At 64.0% G+C, this 23670-nt stretch carries 16 protein-coding genes and 1 riboswitch; of the genes, 11 read left to right on the forward strand and 5 right to left on the reverse strand.

Annotation, left to right across the window (positions count from 1 at the left end; all coding sequences use genetic code 11):
• Positions 1–152: 152 nt before the first annotated feature.
• Together ACFFF7_RS01885 and ACFFF7_RS01890 are read left to right on the forward strand one after the other, a co-directional pair.
• The gene (locus ACFFF7_RS01885) at positions 153–986 is read left to right on the forward strand and encodes a retron St85 family effector protein (protein WP_379479663.1); all 834 of its coding nucleotides are present in this window, start codon (positions 153–155) and stop codon (positions 984–986) included.
• Positions 987–1161: 175 nt separating this feature from the next.
• Entirely contained in the window at positions 1162–2076 is a 915-nt protein-coding gene (locus ACFFF7_RS01890; protein ID WP_379479664.1) for a reverse transcriptase domain-containing protein, read from the forward strand.
• An 80-nt stretch (positions 2077–2156) separates the two neighbouring features.
• Here ACFFF7_RS01890 and uvrA read toward each other — a convergent pair whose 3' ends face one another.
• Positions 2157–5051: an excinuclease ABC subunit UvrA gene (gene uvrA / locus ACFFF7_RS01895; protein WP_379479665.1), complete on the reverse strand. Its 2895-nt coding sequence runs from the start codon at positions 5049–5051 to the stop codon at positions 2157–2159.
• A gap of 404 nt (positions 5052–5455) precedes the next feature.
• Between uvrA and ACFFF7_RS01900 the strand changes: the two genes are divergently transcribed.
• The 5 genes from ACFFF7_RS01900 (at position 5456) to ACFFF7_RS01920 (ending at position 14001) form a co-directional block, all read left to right on the forward strand.
• On the forward strand, positions 5456–8626 hold the full coding sequence (locus ACFFF7_RS01900) for a hypothetical protein (protein WP_379479666.1): 3171 nt from the start codon (positions 5456–5458) through the stop codon (positions 8624–8626).
• A gap of 148 nt (positions 8627–8774) precedes the next feature.
• Positions 8775–9152 (forward strand): hypothetical protein, encoded by a 378-nt coding sequence (locus ACFFF7_RS01905; protein ID WP_379479667.1) that lies wholly within the window; start codon positions 8775–8777, stop codon positions 9150–9152.
• 57 nt (positions 9153–9209) lie between these two features.
• Positions 9210–9596, forward strand: coding sequence for a hypothetical protein (locus ACFFF7_RS01910; RefSeq protein ID WP_379479668.1), 387 nt, complete (start codon positions 9210–9212; stop codon positions 9594–9596).
• A 152-nt stretch (positions 9597–9748) separates the two neighbouring features.
• Positions 9749–11788 carry a M13 family metallopeptidase gene (locus ACFFF7_RS01915; RefSeq protein WP_379479669.1) on the forward strand — a complete coding sequence of 680 codons (2040 nt, stop codon included), beginning with the start codon at positions 9749–9751 and terminating at the stop codon, positions 11786–11788.
• 92 nt (positions 11789–11880) lie between these two features.
• Positions 11881–14001 (forward strand): M3 family metallopeptidase, encoded by a 2121-nt coding sequence (locus ACFFF7_RS01920; protein ID WP_379479670.1) that lies wholly within the window; start codon positions 11881–11883, stop codon positions 13999–14001.
• On the opposite strand, the gene ACFFF7_RS01925 is transcribed toward ACFFF7_RS01920, so the two are convergent.
• From ACFFF7_RS01925 to ACFFF7_RS01940, 4 genes are read right to left on the reverse strand one after another with little or no spacing between them, the layout of a single operon-like run.
• Complete coding sequence (locus tag ACFFF7_RS01925; RefSeq protein ID WP_379479671.1) at positions 13994–14728, reverse strand: ABC transporter ATP-binding protein; 735 nt, start codon at positions 14726–14728, stop codon at positions 13994–13996. The two genes, ACFFF7_RS01920 and ACFFF7_RS01925, sit on opposite strands and share 8 nt — an antisense overlap.
• Entirely contained in the window at positions 14728–15690 is a 963-nt protein-coding gene (locus ACFFF7_RS01930; protein ID WP_379479672.1) for a FecCD family ABC transporter permease, read from the reverse strand. The genes ACFFF7_RS01925 and ACFFF7_RS01930 overlap by 1 nt, the downstream gene beginning before the upstream one ends.
• The gene (locus ACFFF7_RS01935) at positions 15687–16508 is read right to left on the reverse strand and encodes an ABC transporter substrate-binding protein (protein ID WP_379479673.1); all 822 of its coding nucleotides are present in this window, start codon (positions 16506–16508) and stop codon (positions 15687–15689) included. Before ACFFF7_RS01935 ends, ACFFF7_RS01930 begins: the two co-directional genes overlap by 4 nt.
• The gene (locus ACFFF7_RS01940; RefSeq protein WP_379479674.1) at positions 16505–18352 is read right to left on the reverse strand and encodes a TonB-dependent receptor plug domain-containing protein; all 1848 of its coding nucleotides are present in this window, start codon (positions 18350–18352) and stop codon (positions 16505–16507) included. Before ACFFF7_RS01940 ends, ACFFF7_RS01935 begins: the two co-directional genes overlap by 4 nt.
• A 96-nt stretch (positions 18353–18448) precedes the next feature.
• Positions 18449–18637, reverse strand: a riboswitch (cobalamin riboswitch).
• Between the two features lie 162 nt (positions 18638–18799).
• Here ACFFF7_RS01940 and ACFFF7_RS01945 point away from each other — a divergent pair.
• The 4 genes from ACFFF7_RS01945 to mdh all read left to right on the forward strand — a co-directional run bounded on the left by ACFFF7_RS01945 (position 18800) and on the right by mdh (position 23608).
• Positions 18800–19951: a cell wall hydrolase gene (locus ACFFF7_RS01945; protein ID WP_379479675.1), complete on the forward strand. Its 1152-nt coding sequence runs from the start codon at positions 18800–18802 to the stop codon at positions 19949–19951.
• Positions 19952–20051: 100 nt separating this feature from the next.
• Positions 20052–20366 carry a hypothetical protein gene (locus ACFFF7_RS01950; RefSeq protein ID WP_379479676.1) on the forward strand — a complete coding sequence of 105 codons (315 nt, stop codon included), beginning with the start codon at positions 20052–20054 and terminating at the stop codon, positions 20364–20366.
• A gap of 145 nt (positions 20367–20511) precedes the next feature.
• Positions 20512–22434: a putative bifunctional diguanylate cyclase/phosphodiesterase gene (locus ACFFF7_RS01955; protein WP_379479677.1), complete on the forward strand. Its 1923-nt coding sequence runs from the start codon at positions 20512–20514 to the stop codon at positions 22432–22434.
• Between the two features lie 211 nt (positions 22435–22645).
• Entirely contained in the window at positions 22646–23608 is a 963-nt protein-coding gene (gene mdh / locus ACFFF7_RS01960) for a malate dehydrogenase (RefSeq protein ID WP_379479678.1), read from the forward strand.
• Positions 23609–23670 lie beyond the last annotated feature (62 nt).

The following is a 23670-nucleotide window of genomic DNA, read 5'->3' on the forward strand; positions in this document are numbered from 1 at the left end:
CCTCTCAAAGGCCGCAGCTAATCTGCCTTAGACGGTCGGTGCCATGAATGATTGACGAGTTTCATATCCAATCTGGCAACACTTGAAACCTACACACAATATTGCCACGATAGCTCATGATAATCGGACCGCATCTCCTATCAGCGCGCGCATTGAAGAAGCTTACGAGGGTTTTTCTCTGCGGCCCAGGCATTGGTGGCGCGAACTACCGGATTCGCGAATTTGCTAGAGATGTTTTGTCACGACTGCCCAACGTAGAAGTTCACTATGGAGAAGACATCGAGAATCATTCAAAATTTAAGAAAAAAAGGCGAGATCTACAAACACTTGAATTAGAATTCGCTCACGCGGTAGATTTCACACTTCTAATACTCGAATCTCCTGGTTCTATGGCTGAGCTCGGCACTTTCAGCATGGTAAACAATATTCGAGGACGCCTTATTGTTCTTGTTACTTCGCAGTTTTATAAGGATAACAGCTACATAGCTCGAGGCCCGTTGAGTTTGATATCGAAAGATTTTCAGTCAAATGTCATTTATTTCGATCGGAACATTAATGAAGAGCTACGAAAACGAATTCTCTATCCATTAACGTTCTACAAATATGCTCACTACAAACTCGGATACCTATATCAAAGTCATATCGAAAATGCTTATAGGCAGCGTGAATACGGATCCTCTGACTACGAGAATTTTATCTTAAAAGTGAGGACGGAATATGAGGCGGCAGTTACTTACGTTGGAATTTCTGTTCTCGGCACTCCGACATTTCCAGAGCTTATCGCGTCAACAGCATTGTCACCGACGCAAGCATCTGATGCACTTCACCACCTGTATCAATCAAACAAGGTTTTGAAAGAATCAAGCGGCAGGTATCGTCCGTTAGCAGGCTTTGGCGATTTGATCTTTGATGGCTTCAGCACGACTTCAATCAGCGAGTCTCGTGCAAAATTCATCGCTGCACTTGACAGTTCAACTCTAAGCTAACACGAATATCCGGCATTCCTAGCATTTCCCGAAAGGGAGGCGTGGCGCACCGCCACGGGCACTGAAAGTACGCAGATGCCTTATTTAATAGTTAGTCAAAAGCAAATCTTTGCTTTCACCGAACTATTAAATAATCGAAGTTGATACGAAGTAGGAATGCAATGCGTGAGGGCGAATGCCAGGGTTGCTAGAGATATCGAAGGCGCTGGGATTCGCCCCACAACACATCTACTCGGTTGTGGCCACACGCGACTCGCAATATGTTGAAGCGAGAATTGCGAAGAGAGCGCCGTCAGTTGGGTTCCGCCTATTAAACATCCCAAAATCTGGCCTTAAAGGAATTCAAAGGCAGATTGCACGAGTATATCTTGCGCCGGTTCCTGTTGATGAGGCTGCTTTTGCCTATGTCAAGCGCCGAGGGGTTGTGGAGGCCGCCAGACGACTTTGCGGAGACAAATCGATTCTCAAAATTGATTTGAAGGATTTCTTCCCTTCTATCACTACGGAGCGCGTATTTGGCATGTACCGTAGCTTAGGACTCGATGCCGCGGCATCTAATATTTTGACGGAGCTATGTGTTTTAGACAATCACTTGCCGCAAGGTGCGCCAACCAGCCCTGCTATTTCAAACATAGTACTTCGTCCCCTTGATGAAATGCTAAGAAATATGTCTAATAAGTGGGAATTGACATACACGAGATATTGCGATGATATCTATTTCTCGCATCAAAAAAATTTCAATCATCCAGACTTTCTAATTTTGCTTCACAAAGTTATTACGGATGCGGGATTTTCAATAAATGACGATAAAACTCACTTCTATCCTCGAGGTGTCCCGAGAAAGACGCTTGGGCTATTAACTCACAACGAAACCCCGTCATTGCCAGGTTCTGTGAGACGGCGAATGAGGGCACAATTCCATCGTGGATCACGTAACATCGGATGGGGACAAGAGAACCTCATTAGGCTTCGCGGACATCTAGAATGGTACAAGGCTGTCTATGGAAAGAATGAAACCTATTTTCAATACAAGTCAGTCTTAGATACGATAACAAAAATTAGGATGCATATAAGTTACCAAAGTGCCTAATTCCACAAGTCCTCACGCAATACGAAGTCTTAAAGAGAACCAAGCGATAATTTGACAAGCTCAGGACAATGGTCATCGCCCTAGCGCCTCAGCAACGGGGCCAAATACCCCCCGGTGAACGACCGCTCATTCTTCGCCACCATCTCCGGCGTCCCCTCGGCGATCACCTCCCCGCCGCGCACCCCGCCCTCAGGCCCCAGGTCGACAATCCAGTCCGCCACCTTGATCACATCGAGGTTGTGCTCGATCACCACTACCGAGTTCCCGCCATCGACCAGCCGCTGCAGCACTTCCAAGAGTTTGCGCACGTCTTCGAAGTGCAGCCCGGTGGTCGGCTCGTCGAGGATGTAGAGGGTCTGGCCGGTTGAGCGGCGGCTGAGTTCCTTGGCCAGTTTAACCCGCTGCGCCTCGCCGCCGGACAGTGTCGTCGCCTGCTGGCCGACCTTGACGTAGCCCAGCCCGACCTCGTTGAGCATGTGCATCTTGTCGCGGATCGGGGGGACGGCCTTGAAGAATTCCTCGGCGTCCTCGATCGTCATGTCGAGCACGTCGGCGATCGACAGGCCCTTGAACTTTACCTCCAGCGTTTCGCGGTTGTAGCGCTTGCCGTGGCATTCCTCGCAGGTGACGTAGACGTCGGGGAGGAAGTGCATCTCGATCTTGATCAGGCCGTCACCCTGGCACACCTCGCAGCGGCCGCCCTTGACGTTGAACGAGAAGCGCCCCGGCTTGTAGCCGCGGGCCTGGGCCTCGGGCAGGCCGGCGAACCAGTCGCGGATCTGGGTGAAGGCGCCGGTATAGGTGGCGGGGTTGCTCCGCGGGGTGCGGCCGATCGGCGACTGGTCGATCTCGATCACCTTGTCGCAGAATTCGAGCCCGGTGATCTTGTCGTGCGGCCCGGCGACGACCCGCGCGCCGTTGAGCACCCGCGCCGCGCCGGCGTGGAGCGTGTCGAGCGTCAGGCTGCTCTTGCCGCTGCCCGAGACCCCGGTGACGCAGGTGAAGGTGCCCAGGGGGATCGAGACGGTGACGTCCTTGAGGTTGTTGGCCCGCGCGCCGTGGACGGTGAGCTTGTGGCCGTTGCCCTTGCGGCGCTTGGCCGGCACCGCGATGCTGCGGCGGCCCGAGAGGTATTGCCCGGTCAGGCTGTGCTCGGCGCTCAGGATATCCTGGAGATTGCCCTGCGCGACGATCTCGCCGCCGTGGACCCCGGCGCCCGGGCCGAGATCGACGATGTGATCGGCGGTGCGGATCGCGTCCTCGTCATGCTCGACCACGATAACCGTGTTGCCGAGATCGCGCAGACGGCGCAGCGTGGCGAGCAGCATATCGTTGTCGCGCTGATGGAGGCCGATGCTCGGCTCGTCGAGGACGTAGAGCACGCCGGAGAGGCCCGAGCCGATCTGGCTGGCGAGGCGGATGCGCTGGCTTTCCCCGCCGCTGAGCGTGCCGCTGGTCCGGTCGAGGTTGAGGTAATCGAGCCCGACGTTGTTGAGGAAGCCGAGCCGCTCGTTGATCTCTTTGAGGATCGCGCGGGCGATCTGGCGCTGCTGGTCGCTCAGCTGGGCGTCGAGCTGGCCGTACCAGTCGACCGCGGCGGCGACCGAGAGCCGGGTGATCGAGGAGATGTCCGCGCCCGCGACCTTGACCGAGAGCGCCTCGGGCTTGAGCCGCTTGCCCTCGCACACCTCGCACGGCTGCGCGGTCTGGAACTTGCCCAGCTCCTCGCGCATCCACGCGCTTTCGGTTTGCAGCAGGCGGCGGTTGAGGTTGCCGATCACCCCTTCGAAGGCCTTTTCGACCGTGTAGCTCTTGCGCCCGTCGATGAAGGTCAGCGGCACCTTGCGCCCGGCGGTGCCGTGGAGGATGACGATCCTGACCTCGACCGGGAGCTGGTCCCACGGGGTGTCGAGGCTGAAGCCGAACTCGGCCGCGAGGCTGGCCAGCACCTGCATGTAATAGGGCGACGGCGGGTTGCTCTTGGCCCAGGGCACCACCGCCCCCTGCTTGAGGCTCAGCGCCTCGTTCGGGACGACAAGCTGCGGATCGAACAGCAGCTTCTCCCCGAGCCCGTCGCAGGCCGGGCAGGCGCCCATCGGCGCGTTGAAGCTGAACAGCCGCGGCTCGAGGCTTTCGATGGTGAAGCCGGAGACCGGGCAGGCGAACTTTTCGCTGAAGACGATGCGGTTGGCCGGGACGCCGGCGCCCTTCATCGCGCCCCCGGTCTCCTCGCCCTCGCGCCCCGGGACCACACCGTCGGCGAGGTCGATATAGGCCAGCCCTTCGGCTAGCTTGAGCGCCTGTTCGAAGCTGTCGGCGAGCCGGGTCTCGATGCCTTCGCGCACCGCGATCCGATCAACCACCACTTCGATGTCGTGCTTGTACTTCTTGTCGAGCGCGGGGGCGTCCTCGATCGCATACATCTCGCCGTCGATCCGCACGCGGGTGTAGCCGGCCTTCTGCCACTCGGCCAGTTCCTTGCGGTACTCGCCCTTGCGCCCGCGCACCGCCGGGGCGAGCAGATAGGCGCGCGTCCCCTCGGGGAGCTGCATCACCCGGTCGACCATCTGGCTGACCGTCTGGGCGCTGATCGGCAGCCCGGTGGCGGGCGAATAGGGCACGCCGACGCGGGCCCACAGCAGCCGCATGTAGTCATAGATCTCGGTCACTGTGGCGACGGTGGAGCGCGGGTTGCGGCTGGTGGTCTTCTGCTCGATCGAGATTGCGGGGCTCAGCCCGTCGATATGCTCGACATCGGGCTTCTGCATCATCTCGAGGAACTGGCGGGCATAGGCCGACAGGCTCTCGACATAGCGCCGCTGCCCCTCGGCATAGATCGTATCGAAAGCGAGGCTGCTCTTGCCGCTGCCCGACAGCCCGGTGATCACGATCAGGCTGTCGCGCGGCAGCTCGACATCAAAGCCCTTGAGGTTGTGCTCGCGCGCCCCGCGCACGACGATCTTGCTAAGCGACATGGCGCGCAGTCTGTTCCATATTTGTTCGTGAGACGCAAGGGCGGCGGCGGGCGCTGCCACCGCGCCAAGATGGGCGTGAGGGCGGCGCAGTGCAAGGCGGGTGCGGCGCAAGAAAGCCGGCGTTGATGCTTCAGAACCTTGCCGCTCAGGCACATAGGGGACGCAAATCGACTCGAATCTGAATCAGCTTGACGAAATTGGGGGGCTTTGCTTGAACTTCGACAAGGTCGCCCGTGACATAATAATTCTCAACTCGTCGCCTGGTCCTGCCGGAAATCGCGGGACTGATCGATCCGATGAGAGAAATTTCCAGGGGCATGGAATCCAGCGACCGCGCGGGCATAGGTGCCCCGACGATACGTTGACTGACATCCCCGCCTGACGACAAAGCGGGAGTGAGCTCAATGCCTACCTGGAACAACGTCAACAGCGGATTGTGGACCGATAGCGCCAACTGGACCGGCGGCGTGCCGAACGGAAACGGCGCACTTGCCGATTTTGTGATTGTCGGCGGAACCGGCGCGACGATTGCAACCTTCACCGAGAACGCCACCGTCACGGTGGGCACACTCAACATCTCCAGCACCGGCGCGCGTGATGTGCTGTTCCAAGGCTCGCTGGCCGATACCGGCACCGGCGTTGCCACGCTTTCCTTCGATGCGGGCGCCTTGAACAACGGGGTTTCCCGGGTCAACGTCACCACCGCGGTCGGTGGCGGCGAGTTCGAGATCAGCTCGTTCGGCGGATTGCGGGTGCAGATCGGTAACGAAACCGAGTTCAACGTTGCCACTGCCGGCACCACGGCGCGGATCAACGCGCCGATCATCGGCAATGGCAGTCTGACCAAGCTTGGCGCTGGCACTTTGCTACTGGGCAGTTCGAATACCACCTTCGGCGGTATCATCTCGATCGAAGGCGGAACGCTTTATGGCCTCAACGGCGGCGTGTTCGGCACCGCCAACATGTTCATTCACAACAACGCCATCCTTCGGACCAGCGGCACCCTCACCAACTCTACCGGAACTAGCTTTAGCGATACTGGCACGGCGGGCAGTGGCCAGATCATGGCACCGACCGGCACCACCCTGACCCTGGCCGGCAACTTCGGGCACAGATCCGGCGGCGTCCTGACCCTGGGCAACACCGTGGACAACGGCACGATCGCCATGGCGTTCTCCGCCGCCGACGTTTCAGGCTCGGGATCGTTCCGGCTCAATGGCGCGACGATCCGGTTCGATAACGCCTATTCGGCCGGTGCAGCATTCTACGGCTCCAACATTACCGGGACCGAACTGGTCAACGGTGCGGTGCTCGACGGGCGCGGATTCCAGATGCAGGTCACCAACCTCGATCTTGATGCCGGAACCATCCGGTCGTCGACTGGTGCCCTCAAGCTTACCGTCTCCGACACCCTGGTCAGCGCCAATGCGCAGACCGGGACGATCGAGGGCACCGCGAACGTCGACTCGATCGATATCAACATCACCAACAACTGGACCTTCGCGTCGACCAACTTCACCAACTGGTCGAGCAACGACACGATCCGGCTGGATGGCAGCGCCAACAACAACAACATCACCGGCACCGCCTTCAAGGACACCTTCGACAGTGTCGGCGGCAATGACACGCTGATCGGCAATGGCGGCGCGGACGTCTTCTTTGCCGGCGACGGCGACGACCTGATCGTGCTCAACGCCCAGAACTCCGATTCGCAAATCAATGGCGGCACCGGCACCGATACCCTGCGCATCACCGGCGGGACGATCAATCTGCTGAACATGAGCGGGATCGAAGCGATCGAACTGCAGAACATTGCCACCCTTGCGCTCAGCAACGGCCAGTTCTTCGGGCTGCCCAGCAATGCCGCGATCAGCGGGACCGGGACAATTTCGGTCGCCCTGTTCGGCGGGCAGAGCGCGCTCACCAACAATTTCGCCGTGGCCCCCGGGTCGAACGTCACCTTCAACATCACCGGGGCAGGCGGCAACGAAACGATCACCATCCACCCCGATGCGATCGGGATCGTCAGCGATGGCGGCGGCATCGACACGATCACCGGCGGCAACCGCGGCGACACGATCACGATCGCGGGCGGCGTCGACACGGTCAACGCCGGAGCCGGGAATGACCTGGTCGCGGTCTGGGCGCAATCCAACGGTTCGCATGTCCACGGCGGGGCCGACACCGATACGCTGCGGATCGTCAACGGTTCGGTCAATCTTGGCTCGTTCACCGGGTTCGAAGCGATCGATCTGGTCGGCGGCGTCACCCTCACCCTCACCGGCAGCCAGTTCACCAATGGCATGGCGGCGAACGGCACAGTCAGCGGTTCCGGGACACTGACCATCAACATGGGCGGGTCCGACCTCACGCTCACTATGCAAGGACTGCAGCTTGCTGGCGGCGCCACCGTCACTGCAGTGGTCTACGGTTCGGCAAGCGACGAGACCATCACCGGGATGGCCCAGGCAGCCAGCACACTCAATGGCGGCGCAGGCAACGACGTTCTCACCGGTGGAGCTGGCATAGACAGTTTCATCGGCGGCTCCGGCAACGACACCTTCAATGTCAACAACGCCGCCGAACTTGTGTTCGAATTAGTGGGCGAAGGCACCGACACGGTTAATGCCAGCGCCAGTCACTATCTGTTTGCCAATGTCGAAAACCTGGTCCTGACCGGGGCTGCCAACCTGTTCGGCGTCGGCAACGAGCTTGCCAACACGGTTACCGGCAACGGCGGAGCCAATCTGCTGCTTGGCGGGCTGGGCAACGACACCGTCAATGGCGGCGGCGGCAACGACAACCTGTTCGGCGAAGACGGTGCCGATACGATCAACGGCGATGGCGGGATCGACTATCTGGTCGGCGGCGCGGGCAATGACACGCTGAACGGCGGCGATCAGGCCGACGCCGTCTATGGCGAGGACGGCAACGACACCCTGATCGGCGGTGCGACCTTCGACACCGACATCCTGATCGGCGGACTGGGCGATGACGTGCATTTCGCCAACTCGGGCCTGGGCGATTACGACATCCTCAACGGCGCGGGCGGCGATGACACCTACTACGTCGATACCCCCGATGACATCATCTACGAAGGCGTCGGCGAAGGCACCGACACGGTCATCGCCGGGATCAATGGCGCCGGCTATTATCTGTGGGCCAATGTCGAGAATTGCACCCTGACCGGCAACACGCCGTTCGCCGCGGGGAACGAGCTCAACAACGTGCTGACCGGATCGGCCAGCAACAACTGGCTGCTCGGCAACGGCGGCAACGACACGCTCAACGGCAAGGCCGGCAACGACGTGCTGTTCGGCGATCTGCTCGGCGGGCCGTTCGGCAACGATATCTTCGTCTTCGACGGTGTGGTCGGCCAGGACGTGATCGGCGACTTCCACCACGGCGAGGATACGATTCGCCTGGTCGGCAGCTACACCTCGTTCGCACAAGTCAGCAGCGCCTTTGTCCAGAACGGGGCAGACGGGGCAATCGACCTTGGCGGCGGTAACGTCATCATCCTTCAGGGCGTGACCATGAGTACGCTGACCGCCAGCGACTTCATCTTTGGCTAGCACGGACCGGCCAAGCGCGCCCTTTCGCACGCTTGGCCGGTCAGTCCGGGCAAAAACACGACGAACCGCGCCGGCTTCGTCGCAGCGCGCTTGCACCAAGCGTTAACTTTTTCCAACGAAGCTGTGGGTTCAAGGAGGGTCGCATCCCATGAAGGCCACTGCATTGTTTTGCGCGCTCACCGTGGGCGCGTCGCTATTTTCGTCGGTTGCCATGGCTGACGATCCGCGGGATCCGCTGCTCAGCCGCTCGGCCGAGGCGCGGGCGCGGGACAAGGCGATCATTCGCCGGCTCAACCAGGACGAACTGGCCCACGTGCGCGAGCGTGATGCCCGCTATGCCGCGGGCTGGCAGGCCTATCGCGAGCAGGGTGGCCGCGCCGAATCCTATGGCTCCGCACGGGCCGAGCACAGCCGCGCGATGGACGACTATGCCCGTCAACGCGCCGAATATGACCGCCAGCGCGCCGCCTGGCGCCGCGCGGTGCAGATGTGCGAAAGTGGACACTACGAATACTGCGACGGGTAGTTGCCTGCCGGCAGCGCGCGGCTATGCTGCGCCGACTTGCTGCAGAAGGATAGACTTATGACCCTGCGCCGCACCCTCGCCCCGATCGCTCTTGCCGTGTCGTTCGCGCTGATCGCGACCGCGCCCGCCGATGCCGCGCGGCCCAAGCGCAAGAAGCCCGCGGCTGCGGCTCCGGCCGAGTCTGCCAATGCGGCGGCCGAACGGGCCCGCCTCAATGCCGAGGAAGCGGTCCGGGCAAAGAAGCAGACCGATGAGAACGCCGCGCGCCAGGCCGCGCACGATGCCGCCGAAAAGGCCCGCGCCGAAACGATTGCCGCCCAGCAGGCCGCTACGGCCAAGGCCCAGGCCGACTATGAAGCGGCGAAAGCTAAGTGGGAGGCCGACGTGGCCGCCTGCAAAGCGGGCGACAAGACCCGCTGCGGCGCGCCTGCCGCCGTGAAGTAGGCACCGCGGCACCGCGGCACCGCCGATCCACCAACGGCGCTTGCCGCTCGGCGAACGGCCTTGACTTGATTTGCCGCGCGCGCGACCTCTCCGCCATCTTCGGGCCTCCGCCAGCGTGCGGTCGCGCCGCCTTGTTGGGGAGCTTCAACACAATGAAATCGCAATTTTTCCTTGCCGCCGCACTAAGCGCGCTGGCCATGCCGCAGCTGGCCCTGGCCCAGGCCGAGCCTGCTGCCACCGCCGCTGCCGCAACGGCCACGGCCAAGCCGATGTACGGCACCTGGGGGGTCGCCCTCGACAACCGCGACACGTCGGTCAAGCCAGGCGACGACTTTGAAAAGTTTGCTTCGGGCACCTGGATCAACAAGACCGAGATCCCCGCCGACAAGGCCGCGATGGGCAGCGGCAACGAAGTCAACGACCGCGTCCAGGACGATCTGCGCGCCCAGTTGATGGGGGGCCTGTCGACCACCAAGTACGGTGCGCTCTATGCCAGCTTCATGGACGAGGCCAGGATAGAGGCGCTGGGCCTGACCCCGCTCAAGGCCGATCTGGCCAAGGTCGCGGCGGTCAAGACCAGGGCCCAGTTCAGCCGCCTGATGGGCGCCACCAACGGCCAGTTCGGGATCTCGCTGATCGACGCCGAAGTTGGCGCGGACACCGCCGATCCAACGATGAACGTGCTCTACCTGGGCCAGGGAGGGATCGGCCTGCCCGAACGCGAGTACTACCTCGCCGCCAAGTTCAAGCCGCAGCGCGATGCCTATGCCGCCTATATCGCCCGGACGATGAAGGCGATCGGCAATCCCGATCCCGCCGGTGCGGCCAAGGCGATCATGGCCTTCGAAACCGCGATCGCGACCAAGAGCTGGATCGTGGCCGACCGCCGCAACATCGACAAGGTCAACAACCCGATGAGCAGCGCCGCGCTGGCCAAATATGCCCCGGGGATCGACTGGGCGCAGTGGTTCGCCGGGTTTGGCGTGCCGCCGCAGAAGCGGATGATCGTCGGCGAGAACACCGCGGTGCGCGATCTGGCCAGGATCTATGCCGCCACGCCGCTGGCGACGCTGAAGCTGTGGCAGCAGTTCCACATTGCCGATCAGGCCGCGCCCTATCTGACCAAGGCGATGGTCGACAGCCGCTTCGACTATACCAAGACCCTGACCGGGGTGACCACGCTGCGTCCGCGGTGGAAGCGCGCGGTGCAGCTGGTTGATGGCTCGCTGGGCGAGCTGGTCGGCCAGGATTACGTCAAGGCGCACTTCCCGCCGCAGGCCAAGGCCAAGATGGAATCCCTGGTCGCCAACCTCAAGCTGGCGATGGCCGATCGCATCCGCAGCAATGACTGGATGTCCGCCCCGACCAAGACCGCGGCGATGGACAAGCTGACCCGGATGGACGTGATGGTCGGCTATCCCGACACCTTCCGCAGCTATGACGCGCTGAAGATCGACGCCGGCGATCTTTATGGCAACGTCATGCGGGCCAACCGCTTCAACACCGACTATGCCATGGCCGACCTCGGCAAGAAGGTCGATCGCAAGAAGTGGGGGATGAACCCGCAGACGGTCAACGCCTACAACGGCGGGCTGGAAAACAAGATCGTCTTTCCCGCCGGGATCCTGCAGCCGCCCTATTTCGACATGAATGCCGACGATGCGGTCAACTATGGCGCGATCGGTGCGGTGATCGGGCACGAGATCACCCACGGCTTCGACGACCAGGGCCGCAAGATCGACGCGACCGGCGCGGTGCGCGACTGGTGGACCAAGGAAGACGCCGCGCGCTTCGATGCCCAGGCCAAGATCTTCGGCGCGCAATATGCCAAGTTCGAAGCCGCCCCCGGTGCCTTCATCAATCCCGAGCTGACCATGGGCGAGAACATCGCCGACTTTGCCGGGCTCAACGTCGCGCTCGATGCCTATCACAAGTCGCTGGGCGGCCAGGCTGCGCCGGTGATCGACGGGCTGACCGGCGACCAGCGCTTCTTCCTGGCCTTTGCCCAGGCCTGGCGCGCCAAGCAGCGCCCGGATTCGCTGAAGAACCAGGTCGCCACCGATCCGCACAGCCCGGCGCGCTTCCGCGTGCTTGGCCCGCTGCGCAACATCCAGGCGTGGTACGATGCCTTTGGCGTCAAGCCCGGCGACGCGATGTACATCGCGCCGGAGCAGCGCGCGAAAATCTGGTAGGTTTCGGTCAGTGACCGTTCAGGGGGGCAGCGGCAACGCTGCCCCCAACCTGTTGAGGGCCAAGGCCCGCTCACATTCCGAGGTATTCGTCCATGCGTTTTCGTACCCTGACTGCCATTGCCGCGCTGGCCCTTGCCGCCGGCCCGCTGGCCGCGCCGGCCTTTGCCCAGGCCGCGGGCAGCATTTTTGCCGAACCGTCGGCCCTGCCGTTCCACGCCCCCGATTTCAGCAAGATCAAGGACACCGATTTCCAACCGGCGATCCTTGACGGGATCGCCAAGAACCAGGCCGAAGTCGATGCGATCGCAAACAATCCCGCCGCCCCGACTTTCGAGAACACGATCGAGGCGTTGGAACGCTCGGGCCAGGCCCTGACACGGGTCTATTACGTGTTCAGCGCGCTGACCTCGTCCAATACCAACGACACGCTCGACAAGATCGACAGCGAAACCGCGCCCAAGCTGGCGGCGCTGCGCGATTCGATCACGCTCAACCCCAGGCTGTTCGCCCGGGTAAAGGCGCTTTACGACCAGCGCGCCTCGCTGAGCCTGAGCGCCGACCAGCTGCAGGTGCTGACGCTGCGCTATGAGGACATGGTCCGCAACGGCGCACTGCTTTCGCCCGCCGACAAGGCGACGCTGACCGCGATCAACGGCAAGCTGTCTTCGCTGCAGACCGACTTCGGCCAGAAGCTGACCGCCGGAACCAAGGACGCGGCGCTGGTCGTGCGCAGCAAGGCGGCGCTGGCCGGGATGTCCGAGGCCGAGATTGCCGCCGCGGCCAAGGCTGCCGCCGACCGCAAGCTGCCCAAGGGCAGCTATGTCCTTGCGCTGCAGAACACCACGCAGCAGCCGGCGCTGGCCAGCCTGAAGAACCGCGCCACCCGCCAGGCGCTGTTCGCCAAGAGCTGGTCGCGCTCCGAACAGGGCAATGCCAGCGATACCCGCAAGGTGATTCAGCAGCTGGCCCAGCTGCGCGCGCAAAAGGCCAAGCTGCTCGGCTTCCCCGATTATGCCAGCCTGGCGCTGTCCGACCAGATGGCCAAGACCCGCGACAAGGCGACCGGCTTTCTGCAGCAGATGGTCCCGGCGCTCGCCAAGGCCCAGCGCCGCGATGCTGCCGAGCTGACCAAGCTGATCAAGGCCAAGGGCGGCAAGTTCGCGGTGACCCCGGCCGACTGGGATTACTACGCCGGGCAGCTGCGCAAGGCCAAGTACGACTTCGACGACAGCCAGGTGAAGCCGTACCTGGAAATCACCAACGTGCTGGAAAACGGCGTGTTCTATGCCGCGAACCAGCTTTACGGGCTGACTTTCAAGAAGCGCAGCGACATCCCGGTCTATCACCCGGACGTGACCGTCTACCAGGTCAATGACCAGGACGGCAGCGAACTGGCGCTGTTCTATTTCGACCCGTGGAAGCGCGACAACAAGCAGGGCGGCGCATGGATGTCGAACTTCGTCGACCAGTCGACGCTGCTTGGCACCAAGCCGGTGGTGTTCAACGTCGAAAACTTCGTCAAGCCCGCCCCCGGCCAGCCCGCGCTGGTCACCTGGGACGATGCCAACACGATGTTCCACGAATTCGGCCATGCCCTGCACGGCATGCTGTCGAACCAGAAGTATCCGTCGATCGCCGGCACCAACACCGCCCGCGATTTTGTCGAGTTCCCCAGCCAGTTCAACGAGAACTGGATGACCGATCCCAAGGTGCTGGCGAACTTCGCCAAACATTACCAGACCGGCGCGCCGATGCCCGCCGAACTGGTCGCCAAGGTCAAGAAGGCCGGGACGTTCAACCAGGGCTATGCCCTGGGCGAAGTGATCACCGCGGCGCTGCTTGACCTCAAGTGGCATTCGCTGCCGGCGGGTGCACCGCTGCAGAACGTCACCGCGTTCGAGGCCAAGGCGCTGGCTTCGACCGGACTTGATATCAAGGACGTGCCCAGCCGTTACCGGACCAGCTATTTCCGCCACATCTGGGGCGGCGGCTATGCCGCAGGCTATTACGCCTACAGCTGGACCGAGATGCTCGATCACGATGCGTTCAAGTGGTTCACCGACAATGGCGGGCTGACCCGCGCCAACGGCCAGCGCTTCCGCGACATGATCCTCTCGCAGGGTCATTCCAAGGACTATGCCGAGATGTACCGCGCGTTCGCCGGGCGCGATCCCAGCATCGAGCCAATGCTCAAGGCGCGCGGGCTTAAGTAACTGCAAGGGCGCGCTGGCCGGGATCGCCCAGCCAGTGCGCCCTGACACCCCAGACCTGTTCGATCAGCGCGTCGGTCAACACCGCCTCCGGAACGCCATCGGCAGCGATGCGGCCGCGCTCCAGCACGACCACGCGGTCGGCATGGTTCATCGCCTGGGCCAGATCGTGGAGCACCAGCGCCACCCCCTGTCCGGCCCCGGCCAGCGCCCGGAACTGCGCCAGCAGCGCCAACTGGTGGCTTAGGTCGAGGTTGGCGAGCGGCTCGTCCGCCAGCACCCATTGCGGCGTGCCGGCCAGCACCCGCGCCAGCAGTACCCGGGCGCGCTCGCCCCCCGACATCTGCGTGACCGGACGGCGGCGCAAGTCGGCAAGATCCATCGCGGCGATTGCCGTCTCGATTGCGGTACGGTCTTCTGCGGCGCTGCTGCGCCACGGCAGCCGGCCAAGCGCGACCAGCGTTTCGGCCGAGACGTCCCAGGCCACCTCGCTCTGCTGCGGCAGGAAACCGATCAGCCGGGCGCGCTGCACCGCGGGCAGCGCCGCAAGCACGGCGTCGTCAAGCATGATGATGCCGCTGCCGGGTGCGAGCAGTCCGGCAAGGACGCCGAGCAGGCTTGACTTGCCGGCGCCATTGGGACCGCAAATCGCGGTGATCTCGCCCTGATGCAGCGCGAGACTGACATCGGTAAGGCGCACGGCCAGGTGGATCTTGTCGGCACGCAGCATCACGTCAGCTCCCGCCGCAACCGCAGCAGCAAGTGAAGGAAAAACGGCGCGCCGAGCAGCGACAGCGCGATGCCCAGCCGCAGCTCGCCCCCGGCCAGCGGCAGGACGCGGCACAGGCAGTCCGCCATCAGCAGCAGCATTGCCCCGGCCAGTGCGCTTGGCAGGATCAGCCGCGAGGGCCGGCCATCGGTCAGCGGGCGGACCAGATGCGGGACGATCAGCCCGACGAAGCCGATGATCCCGGCGACGGCGACCGAGCCGCCTACGGTCAGACCGATCCCGGCGATCATCAACCAGCGAAGGCGCCCCGGTTCGATCCCCAGCGAACGCGCCGCGACCTCGCCCAGGGTCAGCGCGTCGAGCGCACGCCCGGCGCGCAGCAGCAGCGCGATCCCGACCATCGACAGCGGCGCTGCCACCATGACGTCATTCCAGCTGCGATCGCTGAGCGCGCCCATCAGCCAGGTGACGATCTCGCTCAGCGCGAAGGGGGTCGGGGCCAGGCTGATCGCCAGGCTCATCAATGCCCCGGCCAGGCTGGCGATCATCATCCCGGCCAGGGTGAACAGCGTGACCGAGCCATTGCGCCCGGCAATCAGCGCAAGCAGCGCCATCGCCCCGCCCGCGCCGACCAGCGCAAACAGCGGCAGGGTCCAAGGCTGCGCGGCTAGGCCGGTCCACAGGCTCAGCACCGCGCCCAGCGCCGCACCGGGGGCAATCCCGAACAGCCCCGGATCGGCCAGCGGATTGCGCAGATAGCCCTGCATCGCCGCCCCCGCCGCGCCCAGGCCGCCGCCAACCAGCAGTGCCAGAACAGCGCGCGGTAGGCGCAGTTCAGTCAATATGATCAATGCATTGCCCGATGAAGCTGAGAACGGATAGAGCCACACCCGGCCAGCCAGCAGCGACAGCGGAACGGCCAGCGCGAGCAATGCCAGCAGGAACGCGATCAACCGGGTCACAGGCTGCGCCGCACTTCGGCCAGCCGCGCCAGCGCCGGGACGATGGTCGGGCCGCCGCACCACAGCAGCTTGGGGTTGAGCCGTTCGCGCCGGGTCTGGTGCAAGGCGGCCAGCGCCGGGTGGCGCAGCATGCGGTCTTCCTGCGCGGCGGCGCTGCCCGCGGTAAGGATCACCCGCGGCGGATCGGCCAGCAGCAGCTCCAGCGGCAGCTGATCGGCCTGACGCAGCCCGCGCCGCGCGGCCAGGTTGGCAAAGCCGGCGTGGGCCATCAGTTCGGTGATCAGCGTCCCCTGTCCGGCGACGATCCCACCCGATTGCCACACCACCGCGCCCACCTCGCGCCCGTCGGCGGGGCTGGCGGCGCGCAGCGCGGCGTCGATCCGTGCGATCAGCGCTTCGCCGCGCTCGGGATGCCCGGCCAGCGCGGCGAGCTGGCGCACCTGGGCACGGCTTTCCGCCACGCTCGACGCGACCCCCAGCTGTTCGACCCGCAGGCCCATCCGGGCGAAGGCCGCGCGGGTCGACGGGGCGAGATAGGTGCTGGCGACGATCACGTCGGGATGCAGCGCGAAGGCCTCCTCCGCCGCATCGCCGACGCTGCGAAAGCGCCGCGCCGCCGCCAGGTCCATCGATGACGAGGCCGGGCTGTGGCTATAGCTGGAAATCGCCAGTAACTGTGCCGGATCGGCGACCTCGGCCAGGATCGCGTCGGAGCAGGGGTTGAGACTGACGATCGTGGGGTGCTGCCCCTGCCCGGATGGGCCCGCCGCGGCGGAGCAGCCGGCCAGCAGAGCGAGCAGGGGCAGCGCCCAATTCACCACCTCACCCTGACCCCGGCATAGGCCGAGCGGCCATAGGTGCCGTAGCCCGCGGCGGTCTCGTACCGGGCATCGGTCAGGTTCTCGACCCGGCCATAGAGCTCGAAGTGCTCACCGAGCGGCAGCCGCGCCCGCACGGTGGCCAGGGCATAGCCGTCGAGCGGCACGGAGTTGAAGGCATCGTCGAAACTGTCGCCAACCAAGCGCAGATCGCCGCCCAGCACCAGTCCGGCGAGCGGCGTGGTCCAGTCGAGCGAGGCGCTGAGCGCGTGGCGCGGGCGCCGGGCCAGATCGCGCCCGGTGTCGCGGTCGATCGCCTCGAGATAGGTGTAGGCAGCGCGCGCGCTCAGGGTATCGCTGAGGCGCGCCCCCAGTTCGGCCTCGAACCCCTGCGCGCGTGTGCGGGCGATGTTGAGGTAGCCGGTCGGAAAGCGGTAATCGATCAGGTCGGTCGCATCGCGGCGGAACAACGTGGCGGCGGCATGCAAGCCGTAACCGTTGCGGTCGCCGCGTTCGATGCCCAGCTCAAAGCTGCGACTGGTTTCAGGGTGCAGCAGCGCATTCCCGCCATAGCCATAGAGCTGATACAGTGTCGGCGCCTTGAAGCCCTCGCCATAGCTGGCCCGCACGCGCCAACTGTCACCCAGTTCCACCGCGCCGTTCGCGCCCAGCGTCCACTTGCCGCCGAAGCGGTCGTGATCGTCGTGGCGCAGCCCGGCGCTGAGCAGCAGGCCTCTCCCCTGCCACGTGACCAGGGCATGGGCGCTAAGCAGGCGGGCGGTCTGGCGCGGATCGAAGGTGGTCGAAAAGCGGCTCCAGTCGCCATCGCCGCCGAAATCGAGCGTCAGCCCTTCTGCCGGGCGCAGCGTGCCCTTGATGTCGGCATGCACGTCGCGGCCCTGGGTTTCGAACGAAGGCGCGGTGTCGAACGCCGGGTCGAAATAGGCGCGGGCCGTGTTCGACAGGGCTACCCCACCGGTCAGGGTCAGGACGTCACCGCGATATTCGAACCCGGCGCGGCCGCTGTCGATTTTTGCGGTCTGGTATTCGCCATCATCGACGAACAGGTAGCTGTCGAAGGCAACGCGGCCATCGCTGTGCCGGGCGCTGGCGTTGAGCGAGAGGCTGTCGCTCAGGTTGACCCGCGCCTTCCCGCCGATCCGCCACTGGCGATAGGGGTCGGGCTCGGTCCCGGCGGCGGCGGCGGAGATGCCGTCGCTGCGGGTGTAGCCGCCGTTGAGGCTGAGCGCGTAGCCGCTGCGGTCGATCCCCGCCCCGCCCGACAGGCTGAGCGTATCGTGCGCGCCATATTCGGCCGCGGCCTCGATCCCGTCATAGGCGCGCGTGGTCACCGCCAGCACCCCGCCGATCGCGTCCGAACCCCACGGCACCGAGTTGGATCCGCGCAGCAATTCGAGCTTGGCGATCCCGCCCGCTTCAAGGTTGCCAAAGTCGAACCCGCCCGAGGGCGCGGCACTATCGGCCATCCGCACCCCGTCGACCAGAACGACCAGCTGTTCCGAATTGGCTCCGCGCACGAACAGGCTGGTGGTGCTGCCCAGCCCGCCGTTGCGGGCAAAGGTGACGCCTGGAAGGTTGGTCAGAACTCGGGTCAGGTCGGGGCCCTGGATAGCCTCGATTTCTCCCTGGTCGATGACGCTGATCGACTGTCCGGCCCAGTCCAACCGCACGTCCGAACCGGTTGCGGTGACTGTTATCAGGTTCTCGCGAATACGATCCGCAACAACGATGCATGTATCATCCTTCGCCGGATCGCAGCCTTCGTCGGCCCAGGCGGGTGTGGCAGAACATGCAATTATAGATAAGAAAAAGAGATACTTCACAGGCAAACCTCCAGCAATGAACGAATGCCGTTCATGGCGAGAGGGCCCGTGCGAAATCACGAGTCCACGCTGCATTCCGGTACACCCCGCCCGGCTGCGGAACGACCGTCACTGGCAGGTCTCCTGGCTCCCGGATCACTGCTTTGCGTCTACCTTCCCGGCCCGCGGGCCAGTGGTGTGAGCGACGCAACGCTCCCCGGTCACAGTTGCGGGGGCAGCGCAGGCGTTGAACCTGCTTCCCTCTTAGGCCGGTGTGAACCGGCAACCGATGACGCAGGCGCGGCCATAGGTCGCGAACCCGCCTACTGCAAGCGCGGCGGCAATTCTTAACTGGTTAAGGCTATCGCGTGACCCCGTCCCTGTTTGGCACGCGCGCAACGGCGCCGTGGCCCGGCGGGGCTGACTGGATTACGCGCCAAGGCGCGTACCCGCGAACAACGGAATGCCATGGATCTGAGCCACGCCTTTACCCTGGAAACGCGGCCGCGGGATTTCTCCGCGCGGCTTTCGCGCCGGGGTATGCGTGTGCTGGGCAGGCGGCAGCGGCGCGGCAGCATCGGACGCCTGCTGCTGGTGTTGCTGGCGATCATCGCCGTCCCTGCGCTGGCCGCGCCGGATAGCTGGCCGACCTTCGACATCGGCTCCGCCCGCCAGGGTGAAGCCGTGGTCGAGCCGATGCCGTTCGAGCGCAGCGGCGACAGCTTTCCCGGATCGGCGTTCTACTACCTGACCACCGATCCGCTGCCCCAGCTGGGCCAGGGGATCCATTCCGACGCCGAAGACGCACCGACCCTGGTCGATCCGCTGGCCGGACCGGTCGCCCGCGCGCTGCGCATCGACAACAGCGGGGTTGACCGCAGCCGCGCGCTCGAATGCCTGACCGCGGCGATCTATTACGAAGCGGCGAGCGAGCCCGACCAGGGCCAGCGCGCCGTCGCCCAGGTGATCCTCAACCGGGTCGCCCACCCCAGCTTCCCCAATTCAGTCTGCGGCGTGGTCTATCAGGGATCGGAACGCAGCACCGGCTGCCAGTTCAGTTTTACCTGCGACGGATCGCTGGCGCGCCTGCCCAGCCGGTTCTTCTGGCAGCGCGCGATGGGCGTCGCCCAGGCTGCACTCTCCGGCTATGTCGAACCCAGCGTCGGCCTCGCCACGCACTACCACACCATTGCCGTCCATCCGGCGTGGGACCGTGACATGAACCAGATCACCACGATCGGGGCGCATATCTTTTTCCGCTGGCGCAGCCGCGCCGGGGACGCCAGCAACTTCCGCTTCGCCTATCTTGGCGGTGAGCCGATCGCCGCCCCGCATCCACACAATGCCGCCGCCGACCGGATCAGCGATCCCAGCCTCGATCCGCTGGCCCTGGCCCGCGCTTTCGAAGCCGGCCTCAAGTCCGCTGCGCCGGTAGCGCCGGATGGACCGGGCAATGCCGCTGGCAGCACGGCCCGCGCGGCGCCGGCGCCAGCCTATTCCGCCGAAGTGCAAGGCCGCGGCGGCGACAGCCAGTACCGCGGCGACAGGCTGCCAGGCGAACAGCAGGTCAAGCCCGAATACCAGAATTCGGGCCGCTGGATCGCCCAGCCGGGCACCTGACGCGGCTTGGTAAACAAGCGGAAACCATAGCGCGACACGAAGGCTTAGCCGCGTCCGGCCTAAAGCATCGCTCCAAGCCATAACAGAGTCGCCCTGCCCCATGACTATCCGCCATGCCCTCGCCTCCCCGGTCGCACCGCTGTTCTTCTCGCCGATGCAGCAACGCCGGGTGGTCCAGCGTGCTGCCAATGATAATCTGGGGCGCCAGCGCCACGATCCGGTGCTGCGCGACGCGCTCAAGCACTTCGCCCGGCATGGCATGGCCGCAGCGCAAGTGGCCCGGCAACATGCCGAGCAGGCCTTCTTCGCCGATGACGGTCAGGCCTATCGCCACTGGCTGGCAATCTGCCGCACGCTTGACCGCCGCTTGGCGGCTTCGTGCGAGCGCGCAACGAGTTCTGTCGCGCGCCTGTAAATTCCATTTGATTACCATGACATAGCGCCGAAAGCCGCAGAACTCCGTGTCCTTAAGGGTCACGTTAACCAAACGGTGACCTGTCGCGCCTATGGCTTGACCGGGTCCTTCAAGGAGTGCGGTAATCAGGCGTTGGCGAACCGTTTTGCGGGTACTATTTCGTACCAACGCCATCGATGACAGGGTCCGCCGGATCCTGGTCGAAAACCTGTATACCAAGCCGGGCGCCCTGTTCCTTGGCGCTGCCAACGGCATCATCGCCGCCCTGATCGCCGCATCCTATTCCGATGTACCGTTGCTGCGCAACACGGCAATTCTGCTGTCGGTGATCGGCATGGGCCGGGTCATCATGGCGCTGGCCCTGCCGCGGCTGGTCAAGCGTGACACGGCCTGGCTGGAAACGGCCTATCAGATCGGCGCCTTCTCGTTCTGCCTTGTCGTTGGCGTCCTTGGCGGGATGACCGTCATGTACCAGCTGCCAGGCGCGGCGCAGATGCTGATCATCTGCTATGCCATCGGCTATGGTAGCGGAATGTCGTCGCGCAATGCCGGGCGTCCATCGATTGCCATCGGCGGCATGGTGCTTACTTTCGCGCCGATCTGCTATGCCTTGCTGCAGCAGCCCAGCCTGGCCCATCGCGCTTTGGCCGTGGCTATCATAATCGCGTTTCTCGGCATGATGACGATCGCAACACAGATTTTCCGCACGCTGCGGGATTCGGTTGCCGCAGCGGAAACCAGCGCGCGACTGGCCGAGAAGATGCAGGTCCTCGCCCGCAGCGATGTGGTCACCGGACTGCTCAACCGGGCCGGTCTCAACCACTTTCTGGTCGAGCATCTGGCCCGCTGGCGCAATTCGTCCAGCATTGCGCTGTTCTGGTTCGACCTCGACAAGTTCAAGGAAGTCAACGACGCGCTGGGCCACCAGACCGGCGACAAGGTGCTGTGCGAGGTTGCCCAGCGGCTGCGCAGTCAGGCCAAGCTCGACGCCGTGATCGGCCGCTTTGGCGGGGACGAGTTCATCCTCGCCTGCGATGTTCGCGACCGGCGTGAGGCCGAAACGATCGCGCTATCGCTGCTGGGCGAAGTCAGCCGCCCGCTGCGGATCGACGAAAACCGCCTGGAAGTGGCCTGCTCGATGGGCATCGCGCTGTACCCCGATGACGGGACCGATATCGAGACGATGATGCAGGGCGCCGACCTGGCGCTCTATCATGCCAAGGTCAACGGCCGGAACCAGGCCAGCTTCTTCGACCCGTCGATGACCCGCGACCTGGTCCGCCGCCGCGAGATCGAGGCCGAATTGCGCCTGGCGGTGCAGCGCGACGAACTGTCGATATTCTTTCAGCCAATCGTCGATCTCAAGAGCGGTAAGATCCGCGCCTTCGAGGCGCTGGTCCGCTGGTTCCATCCCGAAAAGGGCGAGCTGCGGCCCGACGAATTCATTCCGGTGGCCGAGGAAACCGGCGCGATCATTACCCTGGGCAACTGGATCACCGCCCAGGCCGCCCGCGCCGCGGCGCAGTGGCCTGACGATGTCACCGTGGCGGTCAACCTTTCACCCTTGCAGATCAAGGCGCCCGGCGCGGCGCTGGGTATTCTCAACGCCCTGCGCGAGGCGCGACTGCCGCCGCACCGGCTGGAACTGGAAATCACCGAGACCGTGCTGCTCGACCATTCGAAGCAGACCGAGGACTTCATGGCGGAACTGTCCGCCGCCGGGGTGCGCTTTGCCCTCGACGATTTCGGCACAGGCTATTCCTCGCTCAGCTACATAAACAAGTATCCGTTCGGCAAGATCAAGGTCGATCGCAGCTTCGTCTCGGGCGTCAATGCCGGCAAGAAGAGCGAGGCGATCATCCGCGCGGTTTCGGAAATGGCGCTAACGCTCGACATGCAGATCGTTGCCGAAGGACTGGAAACGATCGAGCAGGTCGACGCAGTGCGCAAGGCCGGCTGTACTCTGGGCCAAGGCTACTACTTCAGTCGCGCCGTGCCGGATTACCTGGCCGGAATGCTGCTGGCGCAAGAACGCGAAAAGCTCAATCCGATGCAGGCGATTGGCTGAGCGCGACGCGCTCCGCCGCAATTTTTGCAATTGCGAACCATTATCATAAATTAGTTGACGTTACGGCCCTTTAGCACCTTGCAATCGCGAGTTCTGCGGCTTAGGGCACCCCGGTTAGCCGGGTCGTCCGCTTTTCCAGCGGGATGGAATGGACGTTGCCCCCTTTGGCCGGATGCTGATCCCGCTTTTCAGGGAAGGACATCGTCGCACTATGGCTCGCAAGAAGATTGCCCTTATCGGCGCCGGTAATATCGGCGGAACGCTGGCACACCTCGCCGCGCAGAAGGAACTGGGCGACATCGTCCTGTTCGACGTGGTCGAAGGCGTGCCCCAGGGCAAGGCGCTCGACCTGTCGCAGTGCGGCCCGGTCGAAGGCTTCGACGCCAAGATCACGGGCAGCAACGACTACAAGGACATCGCCGGGGCCGACGTGATCATCGTCACCGCCGGGGTCGCCCGCAAGCCGGGGATGAGCCGCGACGACCTGCTCGGCATCAACCTCAAGGTGATGAAGGCGGTCGGCGAAGGGATCAAGGCCAACGCGCCGAACGCCTTCGTGATCTGCATCACCAACCCGCTCGACGCGATGGTCTGGGCGCTGCGCGAGTTTTCAGGCCTTCCCCACCACATGGTCGTCGGCATGGCCGGCGTGCTCGATTCGGCGCGCTTCAGCCACTTCATCGCCGACGAGTTCAAGGTCTCGGTCCGCGACGTGAACACCTTCGTGCTCGGCGGCCACGGCGATACGATGGTCCCGGTGGTGCGCTACTCCACCATCAACGGCATCCCGGTGCCCGACCTGGTCAAGATGGGGCTGAGTTCGCAGGACAAGATCGACGCGATCGTCAAGCGGACCCGCGGCGGCGGCGGCGAGATCGTCGCGCTGCTCGGTACCGGCTCGGCGTTCTACGCCCCCGCCGCCAGCGGCATCGCGATGGCCGAAGCCTACTTGGGCGACCAGAAGCGCATCCTGCCCTGCGCCGCCTATGTCGACGGCCAGTACGGCCAGAACGGCCTCTACGTCGGCGTCCCGGTGCAGATTGGTGCCGGCGGGGTCGAGAAGGTGATCGAGATCGAACTCGACGAAGCCGACAAGGCCGGCCTCCAGGTCAGCGTCGATGCGGTCAAGGAACTGCTGGCGGCGTGCAAAGGCATCGAACCTAGCCTCGCATAACGGGCGTCCCCGCGCAGGCGGGGAGCGCAGGCAGGGTCGCGCCAAGTCGACCGAGGTGCCCG

This window comes from Novosphingobium aquiterrae (assembly GCF_042434435.1).
Taxonomy (GTDB): Bacteria; Pseudomonadota; Alphaproteobacteria; order Sphingomonadales; family Sphingomonadaceae; genus Novosphingobium; species Novosphingobium aquiterrae.

What these genes read in the sequence shown, in the direction of transcription:
- ACFFF7_RS01920 (WP_379479670.1), top strand. Translation starts at nt 11,881, where the DNA reads ATGCGTTTTCGTACCCTGACTGCCATTGCCGCGCTGGCCCTTGCCGCC.
- uvrA (WP_379479665.1), bottom strand. Translation starts at nt 5,051, where the DNA reads ATGTCGCTTAGCAAGATCGTCGTGCGCGGGGCGCGCGAGCACAACCTC.
- ACFFF7_RS01900 (WP_379479666.1), top strand. Translation starts at nt 5,456, where the DNA reads ATGCCTACCTGGAACAACGTCAACAGCGGATTGTGGACCGATAGCGCC.
- ACFFF7_RS01950 (WP_379479676.1), top strand. Translation starts at nt 20,052, where the DNA reads ATGACTATCCGCCATGCCCTCGCCTCCCCGGTCGCACCGCTGTTCTTC.
- ACFFF7_RS01915 (WP_379479669.1), top strand. Translation starts at nt 9,749, where the DNA reads ATGAAATCGCAATTTTTCCTTGCCGCCGCACTAAGCGCGCTGGCCATG.
- ACFFF7_RS01905 (WP_379479667.1), top strand. Translation starts at nt 8,775, where the DNA reads ATGAAGGCCACTGCATTGTTTTGCGCGCTCACCGTGGGCGCGTCGCTA.
- mdh (WP_379479678.1), top strand. Translation starts at nt 22,646, where the DNA reads ATGGCTCGCAAGAAGATTGCCCTTATCGGCGCCGGTAATATCGGCGGA.
- ACFFF7_RS01945 (WP_379479675.1), top strand. Translation starts at nt 18,800, where the DNA reads ATGGATCTGAGCCACGCCTTTACCCTGGAAACGCGGCCGCGGGATTTC.
- ACFFF7_RS01910 (WP_379479668.1), top strand. Translation starts at nt 9,210, where the DNA reads ATGACCCTGCGCCGCACCCTCGCCCCGATCGCTCTTGCCGTGTCGTTC.
- ACFFF7_RS01925 (WP_379479671.1), bottom strand. Translation starts at nt 14,728, where the DNA reads ATGCTGCGTGCCGACAAGATCCACCTGGCCGTGCGCCTTACCGATGTC.
- ACFFF7_RS01890 (WP_379479664.1), top strand. Translation starts at nt 1,162, where the DNA reads ATGCCAGGGTTGCTAGAGATATCGAAGGCGCTGGGATTCGCCCCACAA.